A 14,006-nucleotide genomic window follows, 5' to 3' on the forward strand; every position below is an offset into this window, starting at 1 on the left:
ACTAATTGTATATATGTTGAGTCCCTTTCGGGAGCGTTTTAAACTTGATTATTTTTACCAATTGTAAAGATACATCTAAAAATAGTATTTTAGGATTAGCGTTACGTTCTATATGGTAATGTGCTTGCTCCAGCTCGGTGATAATTGCCGAAACCATATTCAGATCCAGTACGTGTTTACTTAATTTTTGTGCAGTATCCAGCGTCCTGGCAGGTAATTTCACTAAACTATCTGCTCCACTCATCAGTAAACTGCACTCTCTTAAAAAGCTGATTCCGTACTTTAAAAAATTCTTTTGATTTTCTCTTCCCCAGCTTGCTGCCTGATCTACGAAATTGACCAGATCCAGCACCCGGTTCCCATAACCCATCCTTAGCCACTCTGCAAAAACCTCTGCATTGTCATTGTGTGATTGCGCAGCCTGTAGTTTTGCTTCAATTAAATTGCCATCTGCCAGAAAACTATAGGTCGCCGCCTGTTCTTCCGACAAATTGTGATTACTGGTCAGGTAGTTTTGAACGGTTTCAAAGGGTAGCTTTGGTATTTTGACAATTTGTGTCCGCGATAATAAGGTAGAAAGAATGTGTTCCTGATTATTTGCGACCAATAAGAATAAAGTATTTGCAGGCGGCTCTTCAATAATTTTCAACAAAGAGTTCCCTTCTTTTTCCAGGTATTCAGGCAGCCACATAATCAGCACCTTGGTCTCTGCTTCGAAAGCTTTATAACTTAATTTCTTAATGATGTCATGGCACTCAGCGATATTGATATTCGCCTGTTTATTTTCAGCACTTAACTGCAATCTCCAGATATCAAGATCAACATAAGGGTCTGCCAGCAGCATCGTTCGCCATTCTTCCAGCACATCAACAGCAATTTTAACATCTTTCGATGCAAAAAATGGATAAGAGAAATGTAAATCAGGATGGATATATCTTTCGTACTTCCGGCAAGAAGAACAGACACCGCAACTATCGGTGTCAGATTTATCTAAGCAATTGATATACTGCGCATAAGCAATAGCAAGGGGCAAAGACCCCGTCCCTTCAGCAGAGAGAAATAACTGGGCATGACTCACCCTGTTTTCCACAACTGTCTGTATCAGCTGACGCTTAATTTCCTCTTGTCCAACGATCTCTTTAAACTGCATTTGGTGCAAAATAGTAAATTTATAACAATCTTTGCAGCTATGTCCCGTATTATCGCATTTGATTATGGCACCAAACGTATCGGCATTGCCGTTACAGATCCACTGCAAATTATTGCTACAGGACTGGATACCATACACCCAAAAGATGTTGTCGAATATTTGAAAAAATATTTGCTGACTGAACAGGTAGAAGCCTTTGTGATCGGAGAGCCTAAACAAATGGATGGCACTCCATCTGAGTCTGCACAGCACGTAAAAGGCTTTTCTACCACTCTGAAAAAGAACTTTCCTGAAATTCCTCAGCATTGGGTTGATGAGCGTTTCACGTCTAAGCTGGCGCATCAGACGATCATGCAAAGTGGTCTGAAAAAACAGGATCGCCGGAATAAAGAACGGGTAGATACGATCGCTGCAACAATTATTTTACAATATTTCATGGAAGAACACCGTTTATAGAACATCTCATGAGCCTGATTAAAGAAGACTTACAACTTTTACTACTGAATTTCTGCGAGCCGGAATCCGAATTGCTACAGCGGATTGACAGGGAAACTAATCTGAAGGTTTTAATGCCAAGAATGCTTTCAGGCCATTACCAGGGCCGTGTTTTAAGCATGTTAAGTAAGTTGATTACCCCCAAACGTATTCTCGAAATCGGCACTTTTACCGGCTATGCTACTTTGTGTATGGCAGAAGGACTTGCCCAGGATGGGATCATTTATACTTTGGATAAAAATATGGAACTCGAAGACCGCGTCCGTGGTTATTTCGCTGCTTCACCTTATCATTCACAAATAAAATATATTATGGGTGATGCCACCCAAACCGTCAATGATTTAAACGAGACTTTTGATCTTGTTTTTATTGATGCGGATAAGAAAAACAATGGAACCTACTACGATCTTATCTTTGACAGGGTAAGACCAGGCGGGTTAATCATTGTTGATAATGTGTTGTGGAGTGGAAAAGTACTAACACTCCAACAAGACAGAGATACTGTTAATATTAGTACTTTTAATGATAAAGTAGCTGGAGATGACAGGGTTGAGAAATTAATCTTACCTGTTAGGGATGGCTTGTTTATCATCAGAAAAAAATAAAATATGATAACAAAAAAACTAATGCTGATTTGGCTGGCACTAATTTTACTGGGCTCAACTGCCCAAAGCCAGACTGTTAACCAGTACGTTGAGGAACACACAGATCACGCACAAGAATTAATGAGAGCATATGATGTACCAGCAAGTGTAATTCTTGCGGTCGCCATTCATGAATCGGCAGCTGGTAAAAGTAAAGTTGCCCGCCATCTGAACAATCATTTCGGTATCAAAGGATCAAACAGCAATGCCGAAATCAATTCTTCTTACCGTGATTTCGAAAGTGCAGATGAATCTTATGATAATTTCGTTGAGGTATTACAAAACAAGTCTTCCTTCAGTAAATTGTTCGATGAGTGTGATCAATATGATTATGCGGCCTGGGCAAGAGGGATTCAGCGGGGTGGTTACGCCAGCAGCAGAACCTGGGCTAAACAAGTCATCGCGATTATCAATAAATACGAATTGTATCAATATGATGAAAGACCGGATGATTATACGGAACCCGTAAAGGTTGCACCGTTAAGTATCAAAAAGCACCATAGCCGCAGTTATAAAGCTAAGAAACATCATTCTTCTGTTAAATTGTATACCGTTAGAAAAGGGGACAACCTGAATAAAATTGCGGAATCACATGGTACTTCTTCCCTATCGCTGATGCGTAAAAATGGATTGAAAAAGTCGGCACTAAAACCAGGACAAAAAATCAAGCTTTAATGAAACAGACCTTCTTACTCTTCGCTGTAGCGATCGTTTTCTTATCCTCGTGTAAATCGAGAAAGTATCACCGGAACAATGCGCAGATTGAAAAAGCTGCCAATAAAGCGAATCCGAATTTTACTGATTACAATACGCTGAGCTATATCGAAGCTTTTAAGGGGGTAGCCATCGAAGAGATGAATACTTATGGGATTCCTGCAAGTATTACGCTCGCACAAGGTATTATCGAGTCTGGCAGCGGGAACAGCAGCCTGGCAAAATATGCCAATAACCATTTTGGGGTTAAATGTACGGCAGAGTGGAAGGGAAAGGCATATTATAAAGATGATGATCAGCGTAATGATTGTTTCCGGGTTTATAAAGATGCCCGGGAATCTTATAAAGATCACTCTGAGTTTTTAAAGAGAAAACGCTATGCGCCTTTGTTTGAGCTTGATAAAAATGATTATAAAAATTGGGCGAAGGGGTTAAAACAAGCTGGTTATGCAACGAATCCAAAATATCCGGATATGCTGATCAATACAATTGAGAAATACAATTTACATCAGTATGACCAGTCGGAGTCTGAACCTGATAAAATTAAACGTGAAGACCGTGTGTTTACGGAAATTAACGCAAATATCCCAAAAGAGACGAAGAAGTTTGCACCGGTAGAAATACCTGTATCTAAACAAGTTATCAACACAACGGATCCTAACTACACTGTTCAGAAAGGGGACACGCTTTATAATATCTCCAAAAGATTTAACATGACTGTAGATGAATTAAAGTCGCTGAATGGTCTCTCGGACGAGGGTGTTAAAATAGGACAGAAGCTGGTAGTAGTTAAATAATGTTAATATAAGCCGTTTAGCTTCGCCTTATTTGTATTTTTGCTGTGCAATGAAACCTACTCTTCTATTCCTTTTCTGTTGCTTTTTTTCTGGTATAGCTTTAGCTCAAAAGAAACCTGTTCAAGGGTTTGTTATAGATAAAGTATCCAAACAGCGTTTAGCTACGGTGTATATTTACAATTCTCATAATGATGATGGGATTTATAACAATAGTAAGGGCGAGTTTACAACACAGGCCGTTATTGGTGACACCTTATTCGCCGTACGTCAGGGGTATGGATTAGACACGGTAGTTTATAAAGGCAGCGCCATATTTTTCCAGTTGAAACCTTTGGCTATTCAACTGAAAGAGGTTTCAATTATTGGCAGCTCACTTTCTCCAAAGGAGCGTTATGAGCAAAGAACCAGAGAATTTAAGTATGCAACTGACCTGGGAAGCTCCAAGGATCTCTTGAATTTAAGTTCGAGAGGAGTTGGTCTGGGCATAGATGCGATTTATAATCTACTGAGCAGAAAAGGCAAAAATGCAAGACATTTGCAAGCGATCCTGGAAAGAGATTATAAAGAAGAAATTATTGATTACAGGTATAGTCCTGCTTTTGTAGGCCGTGTTTTACGAATCAAAGACTTTGAACTGAAAGATTTCATGCAGCAGTACCGTCCGAGTTATGATTTCGTTCTTGCAGCCTCTGACTATGCTTTTATAGTTTTTGTGAGAAATAATTATGCTTCTTATAAGCGGAATCCGAAAGCATTCAGGCTACAGCCGCTTCCTGTGATCAAAATTGATCATCCATGAGGTACTGGCCGGTCATCTGGAAAGGCCTTCCTGCAAATGCAATGGCTATTTTTCCATTGATGTTCTTTAAAGATCCCAAACAGAAAAATAACGCGCTGTTGATTAATCATGAAAAAATTCATTTCCACCAGCAGCTGGAACTGCTGATCCTTCCTTTTTATTTTCTTTATTTAATAAATTATGTGGTTAATCTGTGTAAATACAGAAATCATGCGCAAGCTTATTTTAATATTAGTTTTGAAAAAGAGGCTTATGCCAATGAATTGGACATGAATTATCTGAAAAACAGGAGACTGTATTCGTGGTTTAAATATTTATAATAAATCCTACGAACATTTTTCTTTTCTTTGTACTAATGAGAGGTATATACGCATGTTTACTATTTGTATTTGCAGTTTCAGCACAAGTAAGTGCACAAGAGATAGATACAGTTCCTATTACAGTGAAAAACTTTGACCTTAAACTCAATAAAAGCCCTTTGCCTTCGCTAAAAGGTATTATTGTGTTTAAACCGGTAGAGATAAAGCCACTGATCGTAAGTTCAAAGGTGAATTACTGGAAAAATAAAACTGCAATCGGGATTAATGTGAATCAATCTTCTTTCAGTAATAACTGGAGTGGTGGTGGGGTAAATTCACTGGCAATAGAAGGATTAGTCAATTACAAAGCTGAATATAAAAAAGAAAGTTATAGCTATTTATCTGAAGTTGACCTGCGTTATGGAAAGATAAGAAACAAAGGCCAGTTGCAAAAGAAAACGAATGACCGGATATTCTGGAATAATACAGGAGCATTCAAAATCTCTAAAAACTGGAATTTATTTACCCAGGTAACTTTTGAATCGCAATTTGATAACGGATATTCTTATTCAACGGTAAATGGGGTGGAGACTGCTACATTAATTTCCAAGTTTATGTCTCCGGGTTACCTGACGGAGTCTTTCGGTTTTGAGTACAAGCCAAATAAATTTTTCTCTACACAATTTGGTACCGGTGCCGCAAAACAAACATTTGTTTTGGATAACAAGGCACTGGCTGCGGCTGATGCGAAGGCAAATCCGGATCCTGCGAGCCAGAAAACAGATTTTTATGGCGTCCCTGTAGGAGACACTTTTAAAAATGACCTGGCTTTTCAGATCACTGTTAACTTTGAAAAAGATATTTTTCATAACGTCAACCTGAAAAGCAGATATTATGTCTTTGTACCATACGATCATTTTGAAAACATGAAACACAGGCTGGATGTGACTTTAACAACTAAAGTCAACAGGTTCATGAACGTGACACTGAATGGCATCGGAATATATGACAAGACGATCAGTGATAAGATTCAGGGCAGTCAGTCTTTAGCTATGGGCGTGATGTTTATATTCCCGCGCTAAATACTTTTGCATCCTATTTTTAATGTTGATTGTTATTAAAAATGTTTGCAACTTTGTACACTACTACCATTATACATTAACTAATTGACTATCAATTAATAAAACATGTTTGAAAATTTACAGGATAAACTAGACCGGGCATTTAAAGTTCTAAAGGGTCAGGGAAGCATTTCAGAGATCAACGTGGCTGAAACCATGAAGGAAATTCGTAAAGCTTTACTGGATGCCGATGTAAATTTTAAAACAGCCAAAAGCTTCACTGACGAGGTTAAGGAAAAGGCACTTGGCCTGAATGTACTTACCGCGGTTTCTCCGGGACAATTACTGACTAAAGTAATGAACGACGAGCTGACTGCATTGATGGGCGGTGAAGTCAAAGAATTAGATTTAAAAGCAAATCCTACAATTATATTGATTGCTGGTTTGAACGGTGCGGGTAAAACAACCTTCTCTGGAAAACTGGCAAATTATCTGAAAAGTAAAGGTAAAAAGCCTTTATTGGTAGCTGGTGACGTTTACCGTCCGGCAGCGATTGACCAGTTGCAGATATTGGGTGAACAGATCGGCGTTCCTGTTTATGCGAACAAAGATTCTAAAGATCCTGTTGCGATTGCACTGGAAGGTATTGAGCTTGGTAAAAAAGAACACCACAACGTAATTATCATCGATACTGCGGGTCGTTTAGCAATAGACGAGCAGATGATGAATGAGATTTCGGATGTGAAACTGCATACTAAACCGCATGAAATCCTGTTCGTAGTTGATGCCATGACCGGACAGGATGCGGTTAATACAGCTAAAGCATTTAATGAAAGATTAGATTTTACTGGTGTTGTACTGACAAAACTTGATGGGGATACGCGCGGTGGTGCGGCTTTATCTATTAAGTCTGTAGTGAACAAGCCGATTAAATTTGTCGGTACTGGTGAAAAAATGGAAGCACTTGATGTTTTCTATCCAGACAGAATGGCTTCCCGTATTTTGGGAATGGGTGACGTTGTTTCCCTTGTTGAGCGTGCGCAAGAGCAGTTTGATGAGAAAGAAGCAGCAGAACTTCAAAAGAAAATCCGTAAGAATAAGTTTGACTTCAACGATTTCTACAACCAGATTCAGCAGATCAAGAAAATGGGTAACATGAAAGACTTGATGGGCATGATTCCAGGGGTAAGTAAAATGATGAAAAACGTAGAGATTGAAGATGACGCTTTCAAAAATGTGGAAGCAATTATTCAGTCGATGACGAAATATGAGCGTGAAAATCCAGATAGTATTCAACAAAGCAGACGTTTACGTATCGCTAAAGGTTCTGGAAATAAAATAGAGGAAGTTACTAAACTGATTAAACAGTTTGAGGATATGCGTAAGGTGATGAAACAGTTTTCTAACCCTGCGGCCGCTGCTAAAATGATGCGCGGTATGCCTAAAATGCCACAGGGAAGAATGTAATCATTCTTTGCTGATCTTTAAAAAACCGGGCTCTCAATCCGGTTTTTTTTATGCCCGTAATTTTTTAACCTATAAGGTTTAATATGGAATTAAATTTACGTGCTAATTCGTAAATCGATATGCTCATTAAAACTTATGGCAGCGCCGTCTTTGGTGTCAATGCTTTAACCATCACTATTGAAGTCAGTATTAGCAGCGGAAATAAATATCATATTGTCGGATTACCTGATAATGCGGTCAAAGAAAGCCTCAAAAGAATAGAAAGCGCAATTCAGGCTTCTGGTTTTAAGATGCCAAGACAAAAGATCGTAGTCAATTTATCACCTGCTGATATCCGGAAAGAAGGTACTTCTTATGATCTGCCGATTGCAATAGGCATTTTAGCGGCTTCAGGACAATTAGCTGGCGATAGGGTCGCTGAGGTTATAATTGCAGGAGAACTTTCTCTGGACGGAGGCATACAGCCTGTAAAAGGAGCATTACCTATTGCTATCCAGGCAGCAGAAGCAGGCTTTAAAGGATTCATTTTACCTGCTGATAATTCAAGAGAAGCAGCCGTGGTTGATAATTTACTGGTTTATGGAATGTATCATTTAAAAGACCTGGTTGCTTTTTTCAACGGAACTACTGTTTTCAATCCTGTTCTTGTAGATGCGAAAAGTGAGTTTTTAAAAAACGTGAGTTTATATGAACAGGATTTTTCTGATGTGAAAGGTCAGGAAAGTATTAAAAGAGCTTTAGAAATTGCTGCCGCAGGCGGACATAATGTGATCTTAATTGGCCCGCCAGGAGCTGGAAAAACAATGCTTGCTAAACGTTTACCTACTATTTTACCTCCTTTAAGTATGCAGGAAGCACTGGAAACCACTAAAGTTTATTCCGTAAGCGGAAAGCTGAGTGCGGCCACCTCATTATTGACAGAAAGGCCATTCCGGAACCCGCATCACAGTATTTCTGATGTTGCTTTAGTTGGCGGAGGGTCTAATCCACAACCCGGAGAAATCTCCATGGCCCATAATGGCGTTTTATTCCTGGATGAACTGCCTGAATTTAAACGGTCGGTATTAGAGGTGATGCGGCAGCCGCTTGAAGACCGGAAAGTCACCATATCAAGAGCGCGTTTAAGTGTGGAATATCCGGCAAGTTTTATGCTCATTGCTGCAATGAATCCCTGTCCCTGTGGATTTTATAACCACCCGGACAAGGAATGTGGCTGTACTCCCTGGATTGTACAAAAATATCTGAGTAAAATTTCAGGCCCGTTAATGGATAGAATTGATTTGCATGTAGAGGTCACTCCTGTTCATTTTAATGAATTGGCTTCTTTAGCCCCTTCGGAAAAAAGTGCAGTGATCAGGAAAAGGGTAATTAGTGCAAGGTTAAAACAGGAAATCCGGTTTGCAGCACATCCAGGTCTGTATTATAACGCGCAAATGACACCTGCCCAGGTTAGAAAACTCTGCATAATTAACGAACAGGGACTGGATCTGGTTAGAAAGGCGATGGAAAAACTTGGCTTATCAGCACGTGCTTATGACAGAATATTAAAGGTTTCCAGAACCATTGCCGACCTGGCAGGTACTAAAAACATAGCATTGGAACATTTAGCTGAAGCCATTCATTTCCGCAGCCTGGACAGGGATAACTGGGCAGGATAAAACTGATAAAAGCCCGGCAAATTAATGCCGGGCTTAAAACCATGACTCATATATCAGCTATGGTTTGAAATTTATTTGTATAAATAGTTTAGCGCAATTTTATCATTGGCATTAAAAGTTCTGTCAGACCCGTTTGAACAGGCTAACATAAACGAAGCCGCATCTGGTCCTGATGGCGTACCTGGAATCCGGATTGCGCCAACATCACTTTGTCCTTCATTCGCAGCAGTGCCTCCACAGCTGTAAGCTCTGTTTGAATAATCAGTATGACGGAATCCAATACAGTGCCCAACTTCATGCTGTAAAACAGATGTCAGGTATCCCAGGTTAGGATTGGCACCGTAAGCAGCAGCATTTGTATTCATCTGGATCTCGTTATAAGGATCACCTCCATAAGGGAAACCTGATGAACCTAAAGTGATATAACCACCAGAAGGGCCTTCATTAAAACCAACCACATCAATATCACCAGTAGTTCCTGCTGCTGCACGCTGGAAAGTAAAGCGTAAGCCTAAGTTATTATACCTGGTAATCATTGCATTTACCGCATTACCATAAACAGCGGGTAAGTTAGTTACCGAAATTGTAATCACTCTTGGCAAAGCACTAACCAGATTTGTAGTACGGTACTGCTCTGTTTCGGCAATACTTAAATGACTCGTAGTTGCTTTTTCATTGAGGTTTTTATCAGTCAGAAGAATATCTCCTTCTACAAGGTATCCTCCTTTTACTTTTCTGGCGTTCTCTGTACTAAAACCCAGATTGCTGATTTGAGATTTTGTGCTTGCAGAAATTTGATCCTGACCAGCAGTTGAAGCAGTTTGTGCTTCTTTTTTCTGGCATCCGAAAATGCACAGCATCATTGTACCCACAAGGGCAAATGACAATAAATTCAGTTTTTTCATTAAGTTAATTTTAGGTAGATGATTAATAAGTCATAGGTAAGCTAAAATTATATATATCTTAAGATAAAAACAAATTTTAATGAAGTTAATTTACTGGTTTTCAGCATACATACGCAATATTTTTAAAATACCCGCAAAAGACTAAGCCCGGCAATAGTTATTGCCGGGCTTAAAGCCTCTAATTCACAAAATATCTAATGGTTAGGTATTTTATTTATATAAATAGTTAATTGCTTTTACATCATTCGCATTAAAGGTTCTGTCACCGCCGTTTGAGCAAGCTAACATGAATGATGCTGCATCTGGTGCTGAAGGAGTTCCAGGAATCAGAATTGCGCCAACACCGCTCGCGCCTTCGTTAACCGCAGTTCCACCACAGCTATAGGCTCTGTTTGAATAGTCAGTATGACGGAAACCGATACAGTGTCCAACTTCATGCTGTAAAACAGAAGTAAGATATAAAAGGTTAGGGTTAGCACCGTAAGCTGCTGGGTTAGTATTCATTTTGATTTCGCTATATGGATTACCAGAAGCAGTTGGGAAACCAGAAGAACCTAAAGTAATAAAACCACCAGAAGGACCTTCATTAAATCCAATTACGTTAATTTGACCAGTAGTTCCGGCAGCTGCACGTTGAAAAGTAAAACGTAAGCCTAAATTGTTGTATCTGGTAATCATTGCATTCACTGCATCACTATAAACTGTAGGCAGGTTAGTTACAGAAATAGTAATTACTCTTGGCAATGCTTTTACAAGATTAGTGGTTCTGTACTGTTCTGTAGAGGCAACGCTCAAGTGTGTAGTTTCAGCTTTTTCAGTAAGATTAGCTTCGCTTAAAAGGATATCACCTTCTACAAGGTAACCACCTTCTACTTTTCTTGCATTTTCAGTGCTGAAACCAAGACCCGAGATCTGTGATTTAACACTTGCTGAAATTCCATCTTGTTTAGTATCAGCTGTAGTAGCAGCTTCTTTTTTCTGGCATCCGAAAACGCAGAGTGCGAGCATGCCGGCAACGGCAAGCGACAATAAGTTAAATTTTTTCATTAAGTTAGTTTTTTAGGTAGATTGTTTGTGAACTAATAGGTTAATCTAAAATTATATATAATTTTAACCATTAACAAATTTTTAATTTCAAATTATTGTGAATTTCAAAATAAAATATGCTTTAATTATAATTCTTCTTTGCAACATAGCTGCAAAAGCACAAAAATTATCGGTTGCAGAAAAAAAAGAAATATTCCACAAATACAGCTCTACTGTATCGGATTCAAAGATAAATGGTGGAAATCTTTTATTGGTAGAGCTGTCACGCCCACTAACAGCGACCGAAATACAGGAACTAAAACCATTGCGCAGTTTTTCTTTGAACCATTTAATTATTCCGGAAAAGATGGCTGCAAAATTCAGTTCTCTGATAATTTCTCAGACCAAAGCCAACGCTTTATGGAAAGCCAGCGACAAACTTTCACGTCAGTATGAACAATATTTAACTCAGAACAAGCAATTTACTATAAGAATTTCGATAAATCCACAAGTACTGACTGTACCTGCTTCCTTGCAAACCTTAAAATCTTACACCTTTGATCAAAACAACCACGTTGTTACGGCCAGCATACAAATGAGTGAGCTGATGCCGGTCTTACAATTGGAAGAAGTCCTCTTTGCTGACATCTATCAGACCGCAAAAGATGAAACAGTCATTAATGATATGGATCTTTCGAGCAATGAAATTTCGGCAGTACACCTGCGTTATCCTGCTATTGATGGAAAAGGCATAACACTTTCTATCAAAGAACAAATGTTCGTTAAAGAAGATATTGACCTGGCCGGAAATGTGGTAGCTGCTCCCTCGGCTGCTCCCGTAGTAGACGATCATGCCACACAAATGGCCACACTCGCGGTTGGCAGGGGAAATACTTTTATCCGCGGACTGGGAGCTGCCCCTTTTGCCTCTTTAACGGCTTCAGACTACAGAAAAAACAACAATGATTTAATGCCTGATGATATCAAAGAAATAAATCAATATCAAGTAAATGTACAAAACCACTCTTATGGCCTGGGCATAGATAACTTTTATGGCATGCAGGCAGTAGCTTATGACCAGCAAGTATTTGAAGCAGACACGATAGTCCATGTATTTTCGTCAGGAAACTCCGGTTTGATTACAGCAGTGGATGGTATTTATAAAAACATTCCGAATACAGCCCAGTTAACAGGGAATTTTAAGACCGCAAAAAATGTCCTGGTTATAGGTGGTATAAATCAGGAAAACGTTTCAGAAAGTCAAAGCAGCAAGGGGCCTGCTTATGATGGCCGTGTAAAACCCGAGCTGGTTGCTTTAGGACAGGACGGCACATCTGGTGCCGCAGCACTAACTTCAGGATCAGTTGCTCTTTTCCAGCAGGAATATAAAAGCCTGTATGGGAAACAGCCTTCTGCTGCTACCGTAAAAAGTATTCTGGTTAACTCGGCAGATGATATTGGAACACCACAGGTAGATTTTGCTACAGGATTTGGAAAATTAAATACATTACAGGCTATTCAGACTATTATAGACAAACGCTTTCAAACAGGAGTGGTTAACGATCAGCAGGACTTTACATTTCCACTGCAAGTCACAACCGACCAGCAGGAACTGAAAGTTACACTGGCCTGGCTTGATCCTGCGGCACCGGTTAACAGTGTCCAGAGTATTGTCAACCACCTGGACCTGTCTGTAGAAACACCCGCTGGAACAACAATCCTTCCCTGGATCCTGAATACTTATCCTAGTGCAGATTCTTTATTATTGCCTGCGAAAAGGGGAATAGATAACCTGAACACAGTACAACAGGTAAGTTTAACCAATGTACCCGCGGGGACTTATACCATCCATGTAAAAGGCAGAACTGTCACCCAGGGGAAACAGAATTTCAGTATTGCTTATCAATGGAAAGCAAAGAATGATTTCAGCTGGACTTTCCCTTTAAAAGATGCTGCAATATTCGCCGCTGAGAGCAATTATATCAGATGGAGCAGTACTTTGTCAGGGCAGGCAGGGAAACTCTCTGTGAGCTATGATAATGGGGTCAACTGGACTGTTTTGAGCAGCAACATTGATCTGGGTTCTTCTTTTTTTAAATGGTCCGCTCCAAATTTATTTACACGTGCGCTGTTCAAGATGGAAGCCGCAGGAAAAGAGTTTCTGAGTGAGTCTTTTGTAATTTCGATGCCAGAGAAACTCCAGATAGGCTATAGCTGTACCGAAAAGATTTTATTTCACTGGCCTGCACAAGCACAGGCAATTGGTTACACCCTTTATAATTTAAAGAACAATGTATTAACCCCTGTTCAGCAGTTGACCGATACAATAGCTATCGTCGACAAATCTACCATAGCTTCAAATTATTTTGCAGTAGCCGCGAATGGCAGCAATTTCAGCGGATTAAAAAGTTATACTGTTGACTATACCGCGCAAGGGGTAGCTTGTTATGTAAGAACGTTTCTGGCAAATATCGTGAATGATGCTGGCAAGCTAGATTTAACAGTAGGTACTACCTATAATCTGAAAAGTATCATTTGGGAAAAACAAACCTCTCCGGGCGTATTTGCTCCGCTGTCCGAAACGGTTGTCACTTCTGGCCTGGTAAGTTACAGTCAGATTGATCAGAATCTGGTTCGTGGTATTCAATTCTACAGGGTGACTTTGGTTACAAATGATGGTCTTAAAATTCCTTCTGATATTTTGCCTCTTAACTTCCTGAAAGAAAATGATTTTGCAGCTTTTCCAAATCCGGTAACGGATTATCTGTCCATACTTAGCGGGGATTTTGATCCTTACACACTTACGCTTTACAATTTATCGGGACAAAAGATCTTCCTGAAGGAAGCAAATGGGTTATACCAGTTTGATTTAACTGCTTTGTCCACCGGATTGTATATCGGTACGATAAGCAGGAATGGAAACACGCTCAAAAAGCTAAAGATTATAAAAAGATAAAGCCCTTATAAGGGCTTTATCTTTTTATAACATTA

General features: G+C 39.5%; 13 protein-coding genes. 10 read left to right on the forward strand and 3 right to left on the reverse strand.

The features are described from left to right. Position 1: 1 nt before the first annotated feature. A complete protein-coding gene (locus HDE70_RS23510; RefSeq protein ID WP_183892013.1) occupies positions 2–1,150 on the reverse strand; it encodes an ATP-binding protein in 1,149 nt (382 codons plus the stop codon). 39 nt (positions 1,151–1,189) lie between these two features. Between HDE70_RS23510 and ruvX the strand changes: the two genes are divergently transcribed. From ruvX to HDE70_RS23555, 9 genes are all read left to right on the forward strand, one after another. Further along, entirely contained in the window at positions 1,190–1,606 is a 417-nt protein-coding gene (ruvX, locus tag HDE70_RS23515) for a Holliday junction resolvase RuvX (RefSeq protein ID WP_183892014.1), read from the forward strand. Positions 1,607–1,614: 8 nt separating this feature from the next. Next, entirely contained in the window at positions 1,615–2,250 is a 636-nt protein-coding gene (locus HDE70_RS23520; RefSeq protein WP_183892015.1) for an O-methyltransferase, read from the forward strand. A 3-nt stretch (positions 2,251–2,253) separates the two neighbouring features. After that, on the forward strand, positions 2,254–2,964 hold the full coding sequence (locus tag HDE70_RS23525; protein WP_260162026.1) for a glucosaminidase domain-containing protein: 711 nt from the start codon (positions 2,254–2,256) through the stop codon (positions 2,962–2,964). Beyond that, positions 2,964–3,800: a glucosaminidase domain-containing protein gene (locus HDE70_RS23530; protein WP_183869304.1), complete on the forward strand. Its 837-nt coding sequence runs from the start codon at positions 2,964–2,966 to the stop codon at positions 3,798–3,800. Before HDE70_RS23525 ends, HDE70_RS23530 begins: the two co-directional genes overlap by 1 nt. A 49-nt stretch (positions 3,801–3,849) precedes the next feature. After that, positions 3,850–4,599, forward strand: a complete 750-nt coding sequence (locus HDE70_RS23535) for a hypothetical protein (protein WP_183869303.1) — start codon at positions 3,850–3,852, stop codon at positions 4,597–4,599. After that, positions 4,596–4,919, forward strand: a complete 324-nt coding sequence (locus tag HDE70_RS23540; protein ID WP_183892016.1) for a hypothetical protein — start codon at positions 4,596–4,598, stop codon at positions 4,917–4,919. Before HDE70_RS23535 ends, HDE70_RS23540 begins: the two co-directional genes overlap by 4 nt. A 35-nt stretch (positions 4,920–4,954) precedes the next feature. Then, entirely contained in the window at positions 4,955–5,980 is a 1,026-nt protein-coding gene (locus tag HDE70_RS23545; protein ID WP_183869301.1) for a DUF3078 domain-containing protein, read from the forward strand. Positions 5,981–6,085: 105 nt separating this feature from the next. Further along, positions 6,086–7,426, forward strand: a complete 1,341-nt coding sequence (gene ffh / locus HDE70_RS23550) for a signal recognition particle protein (RefSeq protein WP_068404601.1) — start codon at positions 6,086–6,088, stop codon at positions 7,424–7,426. Between the two features lie 119 nt (positions 7,427–7,545). Then, positions 7,546–9,084: a YifB family Mg chelatase-like AAA ATPase gene (locus HDE70_RS23555; RefSeq protein ID WP_183892017.1), complete on the forward strand. Its 1,539-nt coding sequence runs from the start codon at positions 7,546–7,548 to the stop codon at positions 9,082–9,084. 71 nt (positions 9,085–9,155) lie between these two features. On the opposite strand, the gene HDE70_RS23560 is transcribed toward HDE70_RS23555, so the two are convergent. Both HDE70_RS23560 and HDE70_RS23565 read right to left on the reverse strand, forming a co-directional pair. Beyond that, entirely contained in the window at positions 9,156–9,989 is an 834-nt protein-coding gene (locus HDE70_RS23560; protein ID WP_183892018.1) for a M57 family metalloprotease, read from the reverse strand. A gap of 210 nt (positions 9,990–10,199) precedes the next feature. After that, the gene (locus HDE70_RS23565) at positions 10,200–11,036 is read right to left on the reverse strand and encodes a M57 family metalloprotease (RefSeq protein ID WP_183869298.1); all 837 of its coding nucleotides are present in this window, start codon (positions 11,034–11,036) and stop codon (positions 10,200–10,202) included. Positions 11,037–11,133: 97 nt separating this feature from the next. On the opposite strand from HDE70_RS23565, the gene HDE70_RS23570 reads away from it, so the two are divergent. Continuing rightward, positions 11,134–13,971, forward strand: a complete 2,838-nt coding sequence (locus HDE70_RS23570; protein ID WP_183892019.1) for a S8 family peptidase — start codon at positions 11,134–11,136, stop codon at positions 13,969–13,971. The last annotated feature ends 35 nt before the right edge of the window (positions 13,972–14,006 follow it).

This window comes from Pedobacter cryoconitis (genome assembly GCF_014200595.1).
GTDB lineage: Bacteria > Bacteroidota > Bacteroidia > Sphingobacteriales > Sphingobacteriaceae > Pedobacter > Pedobacter cryoconitis_C.